The sequence below is a fragment of the Pseudomonas sp. SK genome (assembly GCF_012975065.1).
In the GTDB taxonomy this organism is placed as follows: domain Bacteria; phylum Pseudomonadota; class Gammaproteobacteria; order Pseudomonadales; family Pseudomonadaceae; genus Aquipseudomonas; species Aquipseudomonas anuradhapurensis.
This window is the reverse complement of record NZ_CP051857.1, coordinates 4,155,390-4,174,060: the sequence shown is the minus strand read 5'-3', so window position 1 is coordinate 4,174,060 and position 18,671 is coordinate 4,155,390. Positions and strand designations below refer to the sequence as shown.

At 64.7% G+C, this 18,671-nt stretch carries 21 protein-coding genes; 12 read left to right on the top strand and 9 right to left on the bottom strand.

The window, feature by feature from the left end:
* Positions 1-267: 267 nt before the first annotated feature.
* Positions 268-1,050, top strand: a complete 783-nt coding sequence (locus HG549_RS19095) for an AraC family transcriptional regulator (RefSeq protein ID WP_170031474.1) — start codon at positions 268-270, stop codon at positions 1,048-1,050.
* Here the strand turns inward: HG549_RS19095 and HG549_RS19090 are convergent.
* The gene (locus HG549_RS19090; protein WP_170031471.1) at positions 1,038-1,925 is read right to left on the bottom strand and encodes a LysR family transcriptional regulator; all 888 of its coding nucleotides are present in this window, start codon (positions 1,923-1,925) and stop codon (positions 1,038-1,040) included. The two genes, HG549_RS19095 and HG549_RS19090, sit on opposite strands and share 13 nt — an antisense overlap.
* Positions 1,926-2,065: 140 nt before the next feature.
* On the opposite strand from HG549_RS19090, the gene moaB reads away from it, so the two are divergent.
* Complete coding sequence (moaB, locus tag HG549_RS19085) at positions 2,066-2,605, top strand: molybdenum cofactor biosynthesis protein B (RefSeq protein WP_170031469.1); 540 nt, start codon at positions 2,066-2,068, stop codon at positions 2,603-2,605.
* 160 nt (positions 2,606-2,765) lie between these two features.
* Here moaB and HG549_RS19080 read toward each other — a convergent pair whose 3' ends face one another.
* Positions 2,766-3,665, bottom strand: a complete 900-nt coding sequence (locus HG549_RS19080) for a bestrophin family protein (protein ID WP_170031466.1) — start codon at positions 3,663-3,665, stop codon at positions 2,766-2,768.
* Between the two features lie 20 nt (positions 3,666-3,685).
* Positions 3,686-4,690 carry a GTP 3',8-cyclase MoaA gene (gene moaA, locus HG549_RS19075; protein ID WP_170031463.1) on the bottom strand — a complete coding sequence of 335 codons (1,005 nt, stop codon included), beginning with the start codon at positions 4,688-4,690 and terminating at the stop codon, positions 3,686-3,688.
* A 215-nt stretch (positions 4,691-4,905) separates the two neighbouring features.
* On the opposite strand from moaA, the gene HG549_RS19070 reads away from it, so the two are divergent.
* Positions 4,906-7,236 carry an FdhF/YdeP family oxidoreductase gene (locus tag HG549_RS19070; protein ID WP_170031460.1) on the top strand — a complete coding sequence of 777 codons (2,331 nt, stop codon included), beginning with the start codon at positions 4,906-4,908 and terminating at the stop codon, positions 7,234-7,236.
* Positions 7,237-7,325: 89 nt separating this feature from the next.
* Here HG549_RS19070 and HG549_RS19065 read toward each other — a convergent pair whose 3' ends face one another.
* Positions 7,326-7,784 (bottom strand): Lrp/AsnC family transcriptional regulator, encoded by a 459-nt coding sequence (locus HG549_RS19065; RefSeq protein WP_170034253.1) that lies wholly within the window; start codon positions 7,782-7,784, stop codon positions 7,326-7,328.
* 92 nt (positions 7,785-7,876) lie between these two features.
* Here HG549_RS19065 and HG549_RS19060 point away from each other — a divergent pair, with 92 nt between their 5' ends.
* Entirely contained in the window at positions 7,877-9,061 is a 1,185-nt protein-coding gene (locus HG549_RS19060) for a PLP-dependent aspartate aminotransferase family protein (protein ID WP_170034255.1), read from the top strand.
* A gap of 139 nt (positions 9,062-9,200) precedes the next feature.
* Here the strand turns inward: HG549_RS19060 and HG549_RS19055 are convergent, their stop codons facing one another.
* Positions 9,201-9,437: a YdcH family protein gene (locus tag HG549_RS19055; RefSeq protein ID WP_170031457.1), complete on the bottom strand. Its 237-nt coding sequence runs from the start codon at positions 9,435-9,437 to the stop codon at positions 9,201-9,203.
* A gap of 115 nt (positions 9,438-9,552) precedes the next feature.
* Here HG549_RS19055 and HG549_RS19050 point away from each other — a divergent pair, with 115 nt between their 5' ends.
* The 5 genes from HG549_RS19050 (at position 9,553) to HG549_RS19030 (ending at position 14,306) form a co-directional block, all read left to right on the top strand.
* Positions 9,553-9,918 carry a 5-carboxymethyl-2-hydroxymuconate Delta-isomerase gene (locus HG549_RS19050; protein WP_170031454.1) on the top strand — a complete coding sequence of 122 codons (366 nt, stop codon included), beginning with the start codon at positions 9,553-9,555 and terminating at the stop codon, positions 9,916-9,918.
* Between the two features lie 163 nt (positions 9,919-10,081).
* The gene (locus HG549_RS19045; RefSeq protein ID WP_170031451.1) at positions 10,082-11,719 is read left to right on the top strand and encodes a phosphoethanolamine transferase; all 1,638 of its coding nucleotides are present in this window, start codon (positions 10,082-10,084) and stop codon (positions 11,717-11,719) included.
* A 228-nt stretch (positions 11,720-11,947) separates the two neighbouring features.
* A complete protein-coding gene (rnd, locus tag HG549_RS19040) occupies positions 11,948-13,081 on the top strand; it encodes a ribonuclease D (protein ID WP_170031448.1) in 1,134 nt (377 codons plus the stop codon).
* Positions 13,078-13,371: a YcgL domain-containing protein gene (locus tag HG549_RS19035; RefSeq protein ID WP_170031445.1), complete on the top strand. Its 294-nt coding sequence runs from the start codon at positions 13,078-13,080 to the stop codon at positions 13,369-13,371. Before rnd ends, HG549_RS19035 begins: the two co-directional genes overlap by 4 nt.
* A gap of 2 nt (positions 13,372-13,373) precedes the next feature.
* The gene (locus HG549_RS19030) at positions 13,374-14,306 is read left to right on the top strand and encodes a D-2-hydroxyacid dehydrogenase (protein ID WP_170031442.1); all 933 of its coding nucleotides are present in this window, start codon (positions 13,374-13,376) and stop codon (positions 14,304-14,306) included.
* A 68-nt stretch (positions 14,307-14,374) separates the two neighbouring features.
* Here HG549_RS19030 and HG549_RS19025 read toward each other — a convergent pair whose 3' ends face one another.
* Positions 14,375-14,968, bottom strand: coding sequence for a nitroreductase family protein (locus HG549_RS19025; RefSeq protein ID WP_170031439.1), 594 nt, complete (start codon positions 14,966-14,968; stop codon positions 14,375-14,377).
* Between the two features lie 144 nt (positions 14,969-15,112).
* Between HG549_RS19025 and HG549_RS19020 the strand changes: the two genes are divergently transcribed.
* Together HG549_RS19020 and HG549_RS19015 are read left to right on the top strand one after the other, a co-directional pair.
* Positions 15,113-15,562 (top strand): YcgN family cysteine cluster protein, encoded by a 450-nt coding sequence (locus HG549_RS19020; RefSeq protein ID WP_170031436.1) that lies wholly within the window; start codon positions 15,113-15,115, stop codon positions 15,560-15,562.
* A 39-nt stretch (positions 15,563-15,601) separates the two neighbouring features.
* Positions 15,602-16,807, top strand: a complete 1,206-nt coding sequence (locus HG549_RS19015; RefSeq protein WP_170031433.1) for a hypothetical protein — start codon at positions 15,602-15,604, stop codon at positions 16,805-16,807.
* 131 nt (positions 16,808-16,938) lie between these two features.
* Here HG549_RS19015 and HG549_RS19010 read toward each other — a convergent pair whose 3' ends face one another.
* From HG549_RS19010 to HG549_RS19000, 3 genes are all read right to left on the bottom strand, one after another.
* Positions 16,939-17,280 (bottom strand): DUF2892 domain-containing protein, encoded by a 342-nt coding sequence (locus HG549_RS19010; protein ID WP_170031429.1) that lies wholly within the window; start codon positions 17,278-17,280, stop codon positions 16,939-16,941.
* Positions 17,281-17,342: 62 nt separating this feature from the next.
* The gene (locus tag HG549_RS19005) at positions 17,343-17,813 is read right to left on the bottom strand and encodes an RNA methyltransferase (protein WP_028693028.1); all 471 of its coding nucleotides are present in this window, start codon (positions 17,811-17,813) and stop codon (positions 17,343-17,345) included.
* A gap of 70 nt (positions 17,814-17,883) precedes the next feature.
* Positions 17,884-18,255: a YajD family HNH nuclease gene (locus tag HG549_RS19000; RefSeq protein ID WP_003259546.1), complete on the bottom strand. Its 372-nt coding sequence runs from the start codon at positions 18,253-18,255 to the stop codon at positions 17,884-17,886.
* A gap of 132 nt (positions 18,256-18,387) precedes the next feature.
* Here HG549_RS19000 and HG549_RS18995 point away from each other — a divergent pair, with 132 nt between their 5' ends.
* Positions 18,388-18,666: a hypothetical protein gene (locus HG549_RS18995; RefSeq protein WP_170031426.1), complete on the top strand. Its 279-nt coding sequence runs from the start codon at positions 18,388-18,390 to the stop codon at positions 18,664-18,666.
* The last annotated feature ends 5 nt before the right edge of the window (positions 18,667-18,671 follow it).

The window sequence follows — 18,671 nt, the reverse complement described above, 5'->3', positions numbered from 1 at the left end:
GACCGATCAAGGCGACGGTTCTTGATGGTTTTCTGCAGGGTGGATGACGAAATCGGCACAGTTGGAAAAAGCAGTGGCTTGGGAAAAGGCGGCTGGATAGGCTGTAAGCCATAAGGGCAAGGGCTTGAGAACTGCAGTGGCGGTGCCGGCCCTTTCGCGGGTGAACCCGCTCCCACAGGGACCCCACCGCCTTCAAGATCTGTGAAGCCCCTTGTGGGAGCGGGTTTACCCGCGAAGAGGCCGGCACAGCAAACCGAGACAGCGCAGATGACCGACACCTCCCTGGCAACCCTGTACCAGTCCCTCGACCAGCACCGCCCCGCCAGCCTCGAGGCCCTGCTCGCCGGTGTGGCGTTGCTGCTACCGATCCTCGATGCCATCCCCAACGCCGCGATCTTCATCAAGGACCCGGCAGCCCGCTACGTGCTGGCCAACGACACCCTGGTCCGGCGTTGCGGCCTCAAGCGCTTGCAACCGCTGCTGGGCAAGACCAGCGCGGAAGTGTTCCCGGCCCAGCTGGGCCCCGGCTACACCGAGCAGGATCGGCGCGTGCTCAAGGAGGGCCTGGTGCTGGAGGACCAGCTGGAACTGCACCTGTACGGCAGCCGCGAGCCCGGCTGGTGCCTGACCCACAAGCGCCCGCTGTACAACCTGGCAGGGGAGATCATCGGCCTGGTCGGCATCTCGGTCGACTTGCAGTCAGCCGCCGACACCCACCCGGCCTACCAGCGCCTGGCGGCGGTGGACGAGCACATCCGCCAGCATTTCCACCATCCGATCAGCATGCGCGAGCTGACCCGGATAGTTGGTATTTCCGTGGCCCAGCTGGAGCGCTACTGCAAGCGGGTATTCCACCTCACGCCACGGCAGATGATTCACAAGGCGCGCCTCGAACATGCCCATCGCCTGCTGCACTCGGACCTGCCGATCACCGAAGTGGCCATGCGCTGCGGCTATACCGACCACAGCGCCTTCAGCCGCCAGTTCAAGCAGTTGACCGGCTTTACGCCGCGGCAGTATCGGCAGGCGACCAGCAATCAGCCGCGCTGAAACAGCGCCCGCGCCTCGGCAAAGCACTGCTCGGCAATCGCCGAACGTGGCTCGCTGCGGCGCAGCAGCAGGCCTACCGGGCTGTGGATGGCGGCGTCGGCCACCGGCAGGATGCGCAGGTGCTCGCTGAGGTCTTCCAGGCCGCAGTCCAGCGGCATGATCGCGCAGCACATGCCGGTGTTGATGGCCTGGATCAGCTGGAAGCTGGAGTCGCTTTCCAGCACCGCATTCGGCTCCAGGCCGCGGCTGCGGAAACTCAGGTCCAGCGACTGGCGGTAGTGCATGCCCTTGCTCAACAGGCCCAGCGGAATGCCACCGAGCTCGTCCCAGCGCAGGGTGTCGCTGGCGAACTGGAAGTGCCGGGTATCGTGCAACAGGCCCATGGTGGTGGTGCCCAGTTCGATCACTTCGAAGAAGCTGGTGTTGACCTGGTCCAGGTAGCAGATGCCCAGGTCGAGCTGGTTGCGGCTGAGCCCGTCGATGACCTGCTCCGAACTCAGCGAGCTGAGCTGGAAGTGCAGCTCGGGGTATTTCTCACGCAGCGGCAACAGCAGGTGCATGGGGTTGAAGCTGGCCAGCGGCACCGTGCCCAGGCGCAGGCTGCCGACCACCTGGCCACGACAGCTGGCGGCCTCGGCCTGCAGGCCGTCATGGGCGGCGAGCAAGGTGCGGGCCCAGGCCAGGATGCGCTCGCCGGCTTCGGTAAAGCCTTCGAAACGCTGGCCGCGCTTGACCAGCACCAGGTCCAGTTCGTCCTCCAGGTTGCGCAGGCGCATGGACAGCGTTGGCTGGGTAATATGGCACAGCGCCGCGGCCTGGCCGAAGTGGCGGGTCTGGTCGAGGGCGATGAGGAACTTGAGCTGCTTGATGTCCATGAAAGTGCCTGGTATCGGGTTGTGCAGACCTTAACCCACGTCTGCGATAGATGTCATTGATCAGCCGGTACGCCATATCGATTGGACGCCCCCGGGCCATGCCTCTAGCGTGGCTGCAATGCCACTGAAGGAGCTTCGCCGTGCGCGTCCAAGCCGACGCGGTCTTCGTACCGCTCAACATCGCCGTGCTGACTGTCAGCGACACCCGAACCTTTGACAACGACACCTCCGGCGAGCTGCTGGCCAGCCGTTCGGTGGAGGTCGGCCACCGTCTGGTGGCACGGGCGCTGCTCAAGGACGACCTGTACAAGATCCGCGCCCAGGTCGCTACCTGGATTGCCGACGACCAGGTGCAGGTGGTGCTGGTCACCGGTGGTACCGGTTTTACCGGGCGCGACAGCACGCCGGAGGCGGTCGAGTGCCTGCTGGACAAGCGCATCGACGGGTTTGGCGAGTTGTTCCGGGCCTTGTCGATCCTGGATATCGGCACCTCGACCGTGCAGAGCCGCGCGTTCGCGGGGTTGGCCAACCGCACCCTGGTGTGTTGCCTGCCAGGCTCCACCGGGGCCTGCCGGACGGCCTGGGAAGGGATCCTGGCGGAACAGCTGGATGCGCGGCACCGGCCGTGCAACTTCGTCAAGCACCTGCTGCCGATCGAGGCCTGCGCCAGCCGGGGCTGATTCACTCACGGCTGGCTGACGCGTGTAGGAGCGGCCTTGTGTCGCGAAAGGGCTGCGCAGCAGCCCCAGTACCTGCGCATTGATGCAAAGATTGCCGGGGCTGCTGCGCAGCCCTTTCGCGACGCAAGGCCGTTCCGACATCGGCCCTGCGATGGCAGTTTCAGCTCAACACATACCCCACCGGCAACAACGCCGGCGGCAGCTGTCGTTCGCCCAATCCGGCCAGTACATCGCGCTCCACGGTGCGCACCATGGCATCGGTCGGCAAGTCGTTTTCATCGCGCCCGAACGGGTCTTCCAGCTCGTTGCCAATCGCATCCAGCCCGAAAAAGGTGTACCCCACGATGGTGGTGAACAGCGGCGCCAGCCAGCCCAGTGGCTCGGCCAGGGCAAACGGCAGCAGCAGGCAGAAGATATAGATGGTGCGGTGCAGCAGCAGCGTGTAGGGGAACGGCAACGGCGTGCCCTTGATCCGCTCGCAGGTGGCCTGCACCTCGGTCAGGCCCACCAGGCGCTGCTCCAGCAGGCTGTAGCGCCAGTCACTGATGTGCTGTTGTTCCGCCAGCCGCGAGCAGTGCCCGCCCACTTCGCGCAGGATGGCGTCGCACACATTGTGGCTACCGAGCGTTTCGGGCCGGGCCAGCCAGGGCCGGGCGGCAGCCAGCTCGTCCTCGTTGCGCAGGTGCGCATTCAGCGCATGGGCAAAGCCGCACAGGTTGCGCAGCAGCTCGGCGCGCAGGGCCGGGTCGGCGATGACCTGGCTCTCGCGCACGAACGAGCGGGTTTCGATGATCAGCTTGCCCCAGGCCTTGCGCCCTTCCCACCAACGGTCGTAGCAGGCGTTGTTGCGAAAACTCATGAAAATCGACAGCGACAGGCCGAGCAAGGTGAACGGGGTGGCGCTGACCGGGTAGAAAAACGCCGGGAAATGCCGCTCGACCAGCACGATCAGCGCCGCCAGCAGGGTGATCATCAGGCAGCGCAGGGCAATGCGCTTGACGATCGAGCCCTTGAGGGTGAACAGCACACGCAGCACATCAGGAGTGGGGTGGACGATCATGGCAATCCAGAGACGGCGGCCTAGCCGCCGGTCATGTTCATGAAGCGCAGGATCTGCACGTCGCCACCGACTTCGAAGTGATGGCGGTAGGGTTTGAGCCGCAGCGAATCGCGAATGGCCTGTTCCAGGCGTTCGGCATTGCCGGGGTGGGCGCGCAGCACCTGCTTGAGGTCCACCGAATGTTCGTTGCCCAGGCACAGCAGCAGGCGGCCCTCGACGGTGAGGCGCACGCGGTTGCAGGTGGCGCAGAAGTTGTGGCTGTGCGGCGAAATGAAACCGATGCGGGTATTGCCGGCTTCGGCCAGGCGCCAGTAGCGCGCCGGGCCTTGCGACGACTCGGTCGATTCGACCAGGGTGAAGTGCTCGGCCAGGTGTGCGCGCACCTCGTCGCTGGAGCAGAACGACTCGCCGCGTTCATGCTCGTCGATCACGCCCAGTGGCATCTCCTCGATGAAAGTGATGTCCAGCTCGCGGTCGATGGCAAAGCGCACCAGGTCGACCAGTTCGTGGTCGTTGCGGCCCTTGAGCACCACGCAGTTGAGCTTGGTGCGCTGGAAACCGGCGTGGCGCGCAGCGTCGATGCCGGCGATCACCTGGTGCAGGTCACCGGTACGGGTCAGCTGCCTGAAGCGCTCGGCATCCAGGCTGTCGAGGCTGATGTTCAGGCGCGTCACGCCGGCGTCGAACAGCGGCTGGGCCAGGCGCCCGAGTTGCGAGCCATTGCTGGTCAGGCACAACTCGCGCAAACCGGGCAGGGCGGCGATGCGCCCGCACAGGTCGACGATGCCCTGGCGCACCAGCGGTTCGCCACCGGTCAGGCGGATCTTGCGGGTGCCGAGGGCGACGAAGCGCTCGGCCACCGCGAACAGCTCTTCGAGGCTGAGGATTTGCTGGCGTGGCAGAAACTGCATGTCTTCGGCCATGCAGTACACACAGCGGAAGTCGCAGCGATCGGTGACCGACATCCGCAGGTAGTCGATTTTCCGGTTGAAGCCGTCGATCAGGGCCCGGCTGTTCTGTTCCACGTTCGCGCTCGAATGGGTTGGGACTGCACTCCAAGCTATAACCTGGGGGCAAGGCCGTCAAATTGCTTTGCCCGACCATTTGATCGACCGCTTCTATCATCACCCCCCGGCGCATGATCGAAAGCGCTTATCACGCCGTAAGATCTTTCGATTGGACGGCTCTACCCCGCGCTCCATAGGCTGAAAAAAAGCATCGAAGCGTGAGGATTCAGCGCATGAGCCAGGACCGACATATCCGCGACTACAAGGGCGCCGCCGCCGGCTGGGGGGCGCTCAAGAGCGTGACCAAAAGCTGGCTGGGCAGTGACAATGCCTTCAAGAACCTGCGCGCCATGCTCAAGACCAACCAGAACGGCGGCTTCGACTGCCCCGGTTGTGCCTGGGGCGAGTCGCCGGAAAACGACATGGTCAAGTTCTGCGAAAACGGCGCCAAGGCGGTCAACTGGGAGGCCACCGGCCGCTCGGTGGACCCGGCGTTCTTCGCCAGGTACAGCGTCAGCGCGCTGGCCGCGCAGAGCGACTACTGGCTGGAATACCAAGGCCGGCTGACCCACCCGATGCGCTACGACGCGGCCACCGACCACTACGTTGAAACCAGCTGGGAAGAGGCGTTCGCCCTGGTCGCCCGGCACCTGCAGGCGCTCGACTCGCCTGACCAGGCCGAGTTCTATACCTCGGGCCGGGCCAGCAACGAAGCGGCGTTCCTCTACCAGTTGTTCGTCCGCGCCTACGGCACCAACAACTTCCCCGACTGTTCGAACATGTGCCACGAAGCCAGTGGCGTGGGCATGGCGGAAACCCTCGGCGTGGGCAAGGGCACGGTGGTGTTCCACGACCTGGAACTGGCCGATGCGATCTTCGTCATCGGCCAGAACCCCGGTACCAACCACCCGCGCATGCTCGAACCGTTGCGTGAAGCGGTCAAGCGTGGGGCCCAGGTGGTCTGCTTCAACCCGCTGAAAGAGCGCGGCCTGGAGCGCTTCCAGCACCCGCAACACCCGTTCGAGATGCTCAGCAATGGCTCCGAACCGACCAATACCGCCTACTTCCGCCCGGCCCTGGGCGGCGACATGGCGGTGTTGCGCGGCATGGCCAAGTACTTGCTGCAATGGGAGCGCGAAGCCCAGGCCAACGGCGAACCGGCGGTGTTCGACCATGCCTTCATTGCCGAGCACACCAGTGGCATCGACGCCTACCTGGACACCCTGGACGCCACGCCATGGGCGCACATCGTCGAGCAGTCGGGGCTGACCCAGGCCGAGATCGAGCTGGCTGCGCGCATGTACCGCAAGGCCGAGCGGGTAATCATGTGCTGGGCCATGGGGGTCACCCAGCACCGCCACTCGGTGGCGACGGTACAGGAAATCGTCAACCTGCAACTGCTGCGCGGCAACGTTGGCAAGCCCGGTGCCGGCCTGTCGCCGGTGCGTGGCCACAGCAACGTGCAGGGCGACCGCACCATGGGCATCGACGAAAAACCCAGGCCGGCGCTGCTCGACGCCCTGGAAAAGCGCTTCCGGTTCCGCGTGCCGCGCGCCCATGGGCACAACGCGGTGCTGGCGATCAAGGCCATGGAGGAAGGGCGGGCCAAGGTGTTCATCGGCCTGGGCGGCAACTTTGCCCAGGCCACGCCGGACACGCCGCGCACCCATGCGGCGCTGCGCAACTGCGCGCTGACCGTGCAGATCTCCACCAAGCTCAACCGCTCGCACCTGGTCACTGGCCGCGATGCCCTGATCCTGCCGTGCCTGGGCCGTACCGAAATCGACCTGCAGGCCAGCGGGCCGCAAGGCGTTACCGTGGAGGACACGTTCAGCATGGTGCACCTTTCCCACGGCCAGCTGCGCCCGCGATCGCCACACCTGCGTTCGGAGCCGTGGATCATCGCCGGCATGGCCCAGGCGACCCTGGGCAAGCGGCCGATCGACTGGGAATACGCGGTTGCCGATTACGGTCGCATCCGCAGCATGATCGCCGATGTGATCCCTGGCTTCAGCGATTTCAACCAGCGTCTGCAGCACCCGGGCGGCTTCCACCTGGGCAACCATGCCGCCGAGCGTAAATGGCGCACGGCCACCGGCAAGGCGCGCTTCAGCCCGCAGTGGTTGCCGGAGCAACTGGTGAATGCCAAGGTGCTGGCGCGCGGTGACAAGCCCGACCTGATCCTGCAGACGCTGCGCTCGCACGACCAGTACAACACCACCCTGTATGGCCTGGACGACCGTTATCGCGGGGTGTTCGGCCTGCGTGAAGTGGTATTCGTCAACGAGGTCGACATCCGCCGGATGGGCTTCGAGCCGGGCGAGCATGTGGACTTGGTGTCGCTGTGGGAGGATGGTGTGGAGCGGCGGGTGTCGGGCTTCCGCCTGGTGGCCTACGACGTGCCGCAAGGGCAGGCGGCGGCCTATTACCCGGAAACCAACCCGCTGGTGCCGCTGGACAGCTATGGCGAGGGCACCTATACGCCAACCTCGAAGTTCGTCGCGATCAAGGTCGAGAAGGCCCAGGCCGGGAACCGGATTGCAGCGCTCAACACTGCAAGCTGAATGGCTCGTTTGCACGCGCCTGCAGGACGGTGCGATCCCTGTAAAGGCGGCCTTGCGTCGCGAAAGGGCTGCACAGCAGCCCCATCCAGTTAGCGAGATACCGGGTACGCCGTGGTGTACTTCATCTGTTCCATGGCAAAACTGGAGGTGATGTTGGAAAGCCCCTCGGTGCGGGTGATGAGCTTTTTATAGAAGCGGTCGTACGCTGCAATATCACCCACCACCACCCGCAGCATGTAGTCCCAGTCCCCCGACATGCGATAGCACTCCATCACTTCCTCGAACCCGGTCACGGTTGCGGCAAACTGCTCCAGCCAGGCGCTGTCGTGGCGCTGGGTCTTGAGCTGGACGAACACCGTCAGCCCGAGCCCCAGCCGTTGCGGGTCGAGCAAGGCCACGCGGCCAACAATGTAGCCTTCTTCTTCCAGGCGCTTGACCCGTTTCCAGCAGGGGGTGGTGGACAGGTTGACGGCCTCGGCCAGGTCCTTGAGCGAGATCGCCGCGTCGCGTTGTAGCAGGGTGAGAATGTGCTGGTCGAAGCTGTCCATGTCGCGTGCGGGCCGTGCAGGGAAATATTTCACAGATTACCCCAAGGCCAGACGATTTGGGTTGTGCGATAGTGGCAACTTTCACTCTGCCAATGGGCCTGACCATGTCCGACAAGCCGCGTAACTTCGCCACCCGTACCATTCATGCTGGCGAGCAGTTCAGCGTTGCCGAGAATGCCATTTTCCCGGCGATCGTCACCGCCAGCTCGTTCACCAAACGCAGCCTGGATGACAAGCCGGAATATTCCTACAGCCGGGTGGGCAACCCCACCCGGCATGCCTACGAAACCTGTGTCGCCGCCCTTGAAGAAGGTGTAGGCGCGGTGGCCTGTGCCTCGGGTGTTAACGCCACTGCCACGGTGCTGGAGTTGCTGCCCAAGGATGCCCATGTGGTGGTGATGAACGGCGTGTACGGCGGCACCTTCCGTATCCTCGAAGACTACCGTAGCCGCAGCTCGGGCCTGACCACCACCTACGTCGACCTCAACGACCTCGAGGCGGTGGCCGCTGCCATCCGCCCGGAAACCCAGCTGATCTGGATCGAATCACCGACCAACCCGTTGCTGCACCTGGTCGACATCAAGGCCGTGTGCGACCTGGCCAAGGCGCGAGGCATCCTTACCTGCATCGACAACACCTTCTGTTCGCCGTGGAACCAGCGCCCTATCACCCTCGGCGTGGACCTGGTCATGCATTCGGCCAGCAAGTACATCGGCGGCCATTCCGACCTGACCGGTGGCGTGGTGGTAGCCGCGAATGAGGCGCTGCTGGCGCGCCTGCGCCGGATCAGCATGGCGATTGGCGGCGTGCAGGGGCCGTTCGACTGCTACCTGGCCCTGCGCGGGCTGAAGACGCTGGATGTGCGCATGGAGCGCCAGTGTGCCAACGCTCTGCAGGTGGCGCGCTTCCTCGAAAGCCACGCGCAGGTCGAGCAGGTGTACTACCCGGGGCTGGAAAGCCACCCGCAGCATGAACTGTGCAAGCGGCAGATGCGCAGTGGCGGGGCGGTGGTGGCGATGAAGGTCAAGGGCGACCGTGCCGCACTCAACCGCCTGGTGGAGGCGCTGCAGATCTTCGTGCTGGCCGACTCGCTGGGCGGGGTGGAAAGCATGATCAACCACTCCTGGAGCATGTCGCACTGCTCGCTGAGCCCGGAGCAGAAGGGCGTGATGGGCATCAGCGAGAACCTGCTGCGGTTGTCGGTGGGCATCGAGGATTACCGCGACCTGGTCGAGGACCTGGATGGTGCGTTGAACGCGCTGGTTGCTGGCGTGTGATGAACAGGCTGTAGGAGCGGCCTTGTGTCGCGATGGGCTGCGCAGCAGCCCCAAAACTTATGCCTTCGCGGTAAATTTGGGGCTGCTGCGCAGCCCATCGCGACACAAGGCCGCTCCTACACGGGCCCGTGGAGGCCGGTCAGGATTTGGGCGGATGAATGATTCGTTCGATCTTGTCCTTGATCAGCAGCCGCTCCTTGCGCAAGCGGTTGACGGCCTCGTCGTTGGTACCGTTGCCTTCGGCGGCCAGCACCTCCTTGTCCTTGGCGTTGTATTCCTTGTGCAGCGAATGCAGCGTCTGGTCCTTGTCCATGAGCGCCTGGAATGCATCGGCGGTAACGTGCAGGTCAGCGAGCAGATCATGCGGAACTGGCATTTCTTCACCTCTGTCGGGGTTGGCGAATGGTCCTGACCTTTGAGGATAGTCGGCTTTGCGCAGGTAGGGGACTGGGGTAGGCTGTCGCATCTCCCCGTGACCCGGAACCTGCGCCATGCCTCACCTCAACCTGGAATACAGCGACAACCTGCGCGAGCTCAACGTCGATGTGCTGTTGCTGCGCCTGAACCACGCCCTGGTCGGCAGTGGCCAGTTCGCCGACGAGGCGGACATCAAGAGCCGTGCCGAAGCCTTCCGGCACTTCCGGGTAGGTACCTCGCCGGGCGAGCGGGCTTTTGTCCATGTACGCCTGGCCATCCTCAGCGGGCGTTCGCCGGAAGTGAAGGCGTTGTTGTCCAGCAGCCTGCTCGAGGTACTGCGCGAAGCCATCCCCGGGCGGCCAGGGGTGGATATCCAGCTGTGCGTGGAAGTGCTGGACATCGATCGGGAACCTTACGCCAAGCTGCGCCTGCCAGGCTGAACCGCGGTTTCATGAACTTCTTTTAATGTTCAAGGCGCCGGCTAACGGATTTGTTGGCGTCTTTTTCACAAAAAATTGATGGTGCGCTTTCTAGAGTTCGGCCAAGTTTCCGCGGTGCCGCCCAGGCCCTCGGGCTGGTCCTTACCCTTGAATGCGAACACTGATGCCGAACTTCAAATCCCTGCGGACTGAATGGGTCACGCTGCTGGCCAGCCTTTACCTGCTGATCGGCTTCAATGTCTTCCTCTGGCAACATCTTGAACAGGTCGTCCCCCCCGGTCTGCCGGGCCTATGGCTGATCCTGGCGTTTGCCGTGATGATGCTGTTCGCATTCAACCTGATTCTGACCCTGTTGGCCTTCCGCTTCATATTGAAGCCGATACTCATTGTGTTGTTCCTGAGTGGCGCCGGTGTTGCCTACTTCATGAACCAGTATGGCGTACTTATTGATGCGGGCATGTTCCGCAATATTGCCGAAACCAATGTGGCGGAAGTGCGTGACTTGCTCTCGCTGAAATTTGCCTTGTATATCCTCGGCCTGGGAATACTGCCGTCGATCCTGGTATGGAAAGCGCCGATCGCCTACCGCGCCTGGCACCGCGAGCTGTTCGGCAAGCTGGTGGTCGGCGGTGCCTGTGTCGTGGCCCTGGGTTCGGTGGCGCTGGTCAACTACCAGGGCCTGGCGTCGCTGTTTCGCAATCATCACGAACTGCGCCTGATGCTGACCCCCAGCAACATCGTCGGGGCGTCCTTCGGTTATGTCAGCGAGCGTGTCGGTAGTGCTGCGCAGCCATTCCAGCACTATGGCGAAGATGCCAGGCGCGATGCCGCCTGGCAAAAACATGAGCGCAAGTCGCTGACGGTGCTGGTAGTGGGCGAAAGTGCGCGGGCCGACCATTTCGGGGTGCTGGGCTATGACCGCGACACCACGCCGAACCTTGCCCGCGAGCAGGGCCTGCTGGCGTTCTCCGATGTACACTCCTGCGGCACGGAAACCGCCGTTTCGGTGCCGTGCATGTTCTCCGGCATGCCGCGCAAGGACTACGATGCCCGCGTGGCGAAGAACCGCGAAGGCTTGCTGGACATCCTCCAGCGTGCCGGCCTGGCCGTGCAATGGCGCGACAACCAGTCGGGCTGCAAGGGCACCTGCGATCGCGTGCAATTCATCGACGTCAGCAACCTCAAGGACGCGCAACTGTGCGCGGACGGTGAGTGCCATGACCAGATCCTGCTGCAGGGCCTGGGCGAGCTGATCGACAACCTCGACAAGGACACCGTGCTGGTGCTGCACCAGATGGGCAGCCATGGCCCGGAATACTTCAAACGCTACCCGGCTGCCGACCAGCGCTTTGCCCCGGTGTGCCAGAGCAATGCCCTGGACCAGTGCAGCCAGCAGGAAATCATCAACGGCTACGACAACACCCTGGCCTATACCGACAAGGTGCTGGCCGCGCTGATCGACACCCTGCGCAGCAAGCAGGACAAGGTCGACACGGCGATGATCTACCTGTCCGACCATGGCGAGTCGCTGGGTGAATACAACCTGTTCCTGCACGGCACGCCCTACGCCATCGCCCCCGAGCAGCAGAAGCACGTGCCATTGCTGACCTGGTTCTCCGACAGCTACAAGGACGACTTCGGCATCGATACCGACTGCCTGGCCAAGCTCAGCGACGCCCCGCTGTCGCAGGACAACCTGTTCCACTCGATGCTCGGCCTGTTGCAGGTGCACACCGAGGTCTACCAGCAGTCGCTGGATGTGTTCGCCAGCTGTCGGCCGTGGCTGGCGGCGAAGCAGTGATCGGGGAGGTGGCTGCGGCCCTGTGGGAGCGGGCGTGCCCGCGAACACGGGCGAAGCCCGTGCCATCCACCGTGGTGCCTGCTTCGCGGGCTTGCCCGCTCCCACAGTGATCGCGCGATCTTCTGAGTATGCACAACAGCACCACTGATCGATATCAAGGATGGCCCGGGTTTCACCAGCAGTGCCCGCGCCGTATATACTGCGCGCCAATGTTAGTGGGAGAGCCTCGTGGCCATCGAAATACACTGGATCCGTGACGACCAGAGCCTGGCCGAACACTGCCGGAACTGGCACGAACTGCCCTTCGTCGCCGTCGATACCGAATTCATGCGGGTCGACACCTTCTACCCCAAGGCCGGGCTGATCCAGATCGGCGACGGCCAGCGTGCGTTCCTGATCGACCCGCTGCTGATCGGTAACTGGCAACCCTTGGCCGAGCTGCTCGAAGACAGCAGCGTGGTCAAGGTGCTGCATGCCTGCAGCGAAGACCTCGAAGTGCTGCTGCGCCTGACCGGCAAGCTGCCACAACCGCTGTTCGACACGCAGTTGGCAGCCGGCTACCTGAACCTGGGCTTCTCCATGGGCTATTCGCGCCTGGTGCAGGAAGTGCTGGGCATCGAGCTGCCCAAGGGCGAAACCCGCTCCGACTGGCTGCAGCGCCCGCTCTCCGAGACCCAGGTCAGCTACGCTGCCGAGGATGCCGTGCACCTGGCCGAGCTGTTCAGCGTGTTGCGCCCACGGCTGTCCGACGACAAGTACGCCTGGGTGCTGGAAGACGGTGCCGAGCTGGTCGCCCAGCTGCGCCGCGAAGTCGAACCCGAAAGCCTGTACCGCGACGTCAAGCTGGCCTGGAAGCTGGCCCCCCAGCAACTGGCGGTGCTGCGTGAACTGTGCGCCTGGCGTGAGCGCGAAGCGCGCAACCGCGATGTGCCGCGCAACCGCATCCTCAAGGAGCACTCGCTGTGGCCGATGGCCAAGAGCCAGCCGAACAACCTGTCGGCGCTGGCCAAGATCGACGAGATGCACCCGCGCACCATTCGCCAGGATGGTGAGTTCCTCATCCAGCTGATCAAGCGTGCCGCCAGCCTGCCGCCCGAGCAGTGGCCGCCGGCCTTGCCCGAGCCGCTGCCGATCGAGGCCGCCGGCATCCTCAAGCGGTTGCGCGCCATCGGCCAGGCCGAAGGCGAGCGGCTGGGCATCGCCCCTGAGCTGATGCTGCGCAAGAAAGCCCTGGAAGCGCTGCTCAAGAGCGGCTACCCCAATGGCCCTTATCAACTGCCCGATTCGCTGCGCGGCTGGCGCCGTGAGCGCATGGGCCAGGCCCTGCTGGATAGCCTGGCAGGCGCCGGAGAGACCCGATGAAACGCATTTGCTCGATCTACAAGAGCCCACGCAAGAACGAAATGTACCTGTACGTGCTCAAGGCCGATGGCCTGCAGCGCGTGCCCGAAGGCCTGCTGCCATTTTTCGGCACCCCGATGCACGCCTTCGACCTGGTGCTGACCCCCGAGCGCAAACTGGCCCGCGAAGACATCGCCAAGGTGCTGGAAAACCTCGACAACCAGGGCTACCACCTGCAAATGCCGCCCCCCGAAGACGACTACATCGAGCACCTGCCCGAAGAGTTGCTGCGCCGTAACGACCCGGCCTGATCATGCGTGTACTGATTGCTGAGCATGATCATGCTCGTTACGCCGAGATCCTGCGTGCCGCCGCGCCTGACCTGGAAGTGCTGACCAGCGGCGACTCCGCCGAACTGGCCCGCCAGGCACCGCAGTGCCCGGTGTGGCTGGGCCAGCCCGACCTGCTGGCCAGCCTGTTGCGCCAGGGCCACAAGCCGGCCTGGATGCAATCCACCTGGGCCGGCATCACTCCGCTGCTGGCCGAGGGCCTGCCGCGCGACTATCGCCTGACCCGCGCCGTGGGCATCTTTGGCCAGGTGATGGCCGAGTACATGCTCACCTACATGCTTGGCCACGAGCGCGAGGTGCTGTCGCGCCTGGTCAGCCAGGTCGAACGGCGTTGGGACGACCGCCCGGGGCGGACCCTGGAAGGGCGCAAGGTGCTGATCGTCGGCACCGGCGACATTGGCCAGCGGGTGGCCGAGTTCCTGCAGCCGTTTGGCGTGATCCTGTACGGTGTCGCCAGCAGCGCGCGGGAACAGGCGCCGTTTGTCGAAGTGGCCGCGTTGGCCGACCTGCCGCGCCTGGTTGGCCAGGTCGACTATGTGCTCAACCTGCTGCCGGACACCCCGGCCACCCACGACCTGTATGACGCGGCGCTGTTCAAGTGCTTCCAGCCCAGCGCGCTGTTCATCAATGCCGGGCGTGGGGCGGCGGTGGTCGACGCCGACCTGGTCGCAGCGTTGAAGGACGGCCACCTGGCCGGGGCAGTGATCGATGTCTGCCGCCAGGAGCCACTGCCCAGGCAGCACCCGTTCTGGACCGCCTGGGGCCTGTTGCTGACCGGGCACAGCTCGGCGCCCACCTCGCCGTCGGCGATGGTGCGGTTGTTTGTCGAGAATCTGCGGGCGTATGCGGCGGGGCAGGGGTTGCGCGGCGAAGTGGACTTTGCCCGTGGCTACTGATTGGTAATGCCTGTACGGCCTCTTCGCGAGCAAGCCCGTGAAGAGGCCGGTGCAGCAAAAAGCAGGCCTTACAGGCTGAAATCACCCTCGGCCGCCAGCTCGCTCAGCGGCTTGCGCGGGCTTGGCACTTCGCGCGCCTGCAGGGCCTCGTCCAGGCTGGCCTTGTCGCCCAGCTTGCCGATCGCCACCATGGCGTGCAGCACATAGCCTTCCGGCACTTTCAGCTCTTGGCGAGCCAGGGCTTGGTCGAAGCCGGCCATGCCATGGGTGTGCCAGCCGCTGATGCTGGCTTGCAGGGCCAGGTGACCCCAGGCCGAACCGGTGTCGAAGGTATGCCACAGCGCTGGTTTTTCTTCCGTGGCACCGGGGGCGGCGAAGGTGGTCTTGGACATGATCAGCACCAGTGCCGAGGCGCGCTGCGCCCAATTGCGGTTGGCCGGCACCAGCAGGCTCAGGTAGCGCTCCCAGTGCGGTGTGTCACGGCGGGCATAGAGGAAGCGCCAGGGCTGCGAGTTGTTCGCCGACGGCGCCCAGCGTGCGGCTTCGAGGAAGCTCAGCAGGGTTTCTTCGCTGATCGGCTCGGCGGTGAAGGCACGTGGCGACCAGCGGTTGATGAATTGTTCGTTGATGGCGTAATCGGCAATGCGAGGGTTGGCGCTCATGGCGGTTCCTGCAAACGGACGGGAAACCCGCACGCTACTGCCTTGCGTCGCCACTGACAAGCGGTCTGGCTTTGCCGCGGGCCAGGCTCTAGACTGGCGCCGCCGCGCGCCGCGGCGCCAAGATGAATGCAGGATATCCGTGTCATGATCGCTGAAAACGCACCGTTCTGGCGGCGCAAGACCCTTGAGCAACTCAGCCCGCAGGAATGGGAGTCGTTGTGTGACGGCTGCGGCCTGTGCTGCCTGCAGAAGCTCGAGGACGAGGACGACAACAGCGTCTATTACACCCGCATCGCCTGCAAGCTGCTGGACCTGAACAGCTGCCAGTGCAGCGATTACCCCAACCGTTTCGCCCAGGTGCCAGATTGCATTCAGCTCACCCCGGGCAAGGCCGACCAGTTCAAGTGGCTGCCGAGCACCTGCGGCTACCGCCTGGTCAGCGAAGGCAAGGACCTGCCGGCCTGGCATCACCTGGTTTGTGGTGACCGCCAGCAGGTGCATGAACAGCGCATTTCCCAGGCTGGGCGTATGCTCAGCGAGCACGAGGTGCACGAAGACGACTGGGAAGACCACCTGATTTTCCGCGCCAGCTGACCGGCGCTGCCCGCTGTGCGGGATACAAGGAGTTTCGCTATGCGTTGCCAGCTGTTGTTGCTGTTGGGCCTTGTCGCCTGCTCGCCAGCCTGGGCGAAGAAGGTCGACCTGGACTACCAGGTGCGCCTGCTGCCGGCCACCGGCCAGGCGGAAGTCCGCCTTACCTTGGCCGACGGCAGTGCCGTGCGCAGCCTCGATTTCGACCTGGGCAAGGCCGGGGCCTACAGCGGTTTCCAGGCTGACGGCAAGTGGCAGGCGCAGGGCCAGCGTGGCGTGTGGCAGCCGGCTGCCGGCAAGACCAGCCTCAGCTACCGTGTGCAGCTGGAGCAGAAGCGCGGCGGTGCCTATTCGTCGCGCATCAACCCACATTGGGCGCTGTTCCTCGGCGACCAGTTGGTACCGCCGGCGCACCTCGACCAGCAGGATGGTACCGAACTGGTGGCGCGCCTGGCGTTCGACCTGCCCGAGGGCTGGAACAGCGTCGAAACCGCCTGGCCACGCATCGGCAAGGACAAGTTCCGCATCGACAACGTATCGCGCCTGTTCGACCGCCCGACCGGCTGGATGCTTGCCGGCGACCTGGGCAGCCGCCGCGCGCGCCTGGGCGATACCGAGGTGACGGTGGCCGCGCCGGTGGGGCAGGGCATGCGGCGCATGGACAGCCTGACCTTGCTCACCTTCGTCTGGCCGCAATTGCAGGCGCTGTTCCCGCGTAACCCGCCAAAACTGCTGCTGGTCGGCGCCCGTGATGGCATGTGGCGCGGCGCCGCCGCGGCACACGGGTCGTTGTACCTGCACAGCGGCCGGCCGATGGTGAGCGAGAACGGCAGCAGCCCTCTACTGCGCGAAGTGGTGCAACTGTTTGCGCAGATCCATGGGCGCGACGGCAGCGACTGGCTGGTGGAAAGCCTGACCGACTACTACGCCAGCGAGCTGCTGCGCCGCTCGGGCGGGATAAGCGATGACCGCTACCAGGCCTGGCAGGCGCGTCTGAGCAAGCAGGGCGCCAAGGTCACCCGGCTCAAAGGCGAGCATGCCAGCCCGGCGCAGGTGGCGCGCGGGGTAATGCTGTTGCAGGCGCTGGACACGGAAATTCGCATCCACACCCAGGCCAGGCGCTCGCTCGACGATGTGGTGCGCGGGCTGATGCGCCTGCCCGGCGTCAGCACCGAAGACTTCGTGCAGATCAGCGAGAACGTGCTGGGGCGGCAGTCGGAGGTGTTGCAGAGCAAGGCGTTGCGCTAGGCCTCTGCATTGCCTGTACCGGCCCTTTCGCGGGCACGCCCGCTCCCACAGGGCCGCGCAGGGCTCAGGGGCAATCCAGTAGCTGTGGGAGCGGGCGCGCCTGCGAAAGGGCCAACACAGGCAGTGCAGGATCAACTGCCAGCCAACGGGTCCTTCCCGGTCACCGTCACCCCGCGCGTCGCCGCCTCGGCACTGGCCTTCAAGGCCTGCAGTTCGGAGGCACTGCGCTCGATGTCCGAGCGCAAGCGGTGATATTCCTGCCGGTGGCGCTGCCACCAGGCCTTGGTCGCGCAGTGCCCGGTGAACCCGCGGGCCAGCGCCAGGCCGCCCACGGCAACCTGCAACAGGCCGACCAGGCCGCCGTGGCGCAGCCCCTTGCTGACCATCAAGGCGCCGCCCGCCAGCGAACTGGCGCGCTCAAGCCCATGAACGTTGTTGTCCTGCGATGTTGCAGCCGAATGGATATCCAGCATGGCGAGGCCTCCGTGTGACGTGTAAGCAGCTGACCTGCCGGCTGCCGCCATCGTTCAGTCGGCTATTTGAACTTGGGCCCCGAACGGGTATTCAGGCCCTTGGCCATGCGGTCATACAGCACCACGTTCACTGTCGCCGCCAGGTTCATGCAACCTTCGGTCGGAATGTAGATGGTCTCTTCACACCAGCCCCGCACATCCTCGCTCAACGAGCCATCCTCGGGCCCGAAGATGTAGATGGCCCGGTCCGGGTGGGTGTATTCCGGCAATGGCCGCGCACCTTCCACCAGCTCCACCGCCACCGGCGTGCAGCCCAGCGGGATGATGCGTTGCAGGTCGTCGATGCCGATCAGTGGGATGTCGTAGTGCACGCGCTTGGTATCGGTGACGAAGTCACGGGCGCGTTCGTAGCGTTTGCCGGTATAGAACACCGAGTTGACACCGTAGCAACCCGCGGCGCGCATGACCGAGCCGACGTTTTCCGCCGACTTGGGGTTGAACAGGCCGATGCAGCTGTATCGTTTGTTTGCCACGTACCGGGGCCCTTCGCAAAAAACCGCGATTATACGGGCTGCCCGGTAGCAGCGGGGGGCCAATCGATGGTCAGTCCTTCTTCAGCATGCCTGCCAGCCCGGCGAACGGGTTGTGGGTGGCCTTGGCGATGCTCGGCGTGCTGGTGGAGCCTTCGCTGAAGTACTGCTGGTCGGTGTAGCGCGAATGCTCGTTGTCGTGGCAATACAGGCACAGCAGCTCCCAGTTGGAGCCGTCCTGCGGGTTGTTGTCGTGGTTGTGGTCGCGGTGGTGCACGGTCAGCTCGCTCAGGCGCTTGCCGGAGAACTCGCGGGCGCAGCGGCCGCACACGTGCGGGTACATTTTCAGGGCCTTGTCGCGGTAGCCCATTTCCTTGTCGCGCTTGGCATCGGCCAGGATGCGGTCCAGGCGCGCAGTAGCGGCGGCGGAAGAGGTGGAGCTCATGGTGTTTCCTTCGTTCTGGTCAGGCAAATGACGGTTATGCCCCTGAGTCTAGCGCGCTTGCACGGCTGGCGGACAGGCGAAAACCGGAATATCGGCGTAGCCTGTAGGAAGGTTCCCGACAGGAGGTTGCTGATGTTTCGCGCGATCCTCGCCGTGCTGGTACTGGCTGGCCTGCCCGTGGCCGAAGCTGCCAGCACACCGCCCCGGTTGACCACGCCAGTGCCCGGTGCACCGGGTACGCCAACGCCCACGCCCTACCCGCAGATCACCCCGAGTACGCCGCCCAAGGCCTACGACAGCCAGCCCGGGGCACCGTTGTTGCCGCCCATGCCGGTGCCCGGGCCGCCGAAAGACCAGCCTTTGCCGGGGTTGCGGCAGGAGCCGCAGAAGCCGGTGGTACCGGATGATTGACTTGG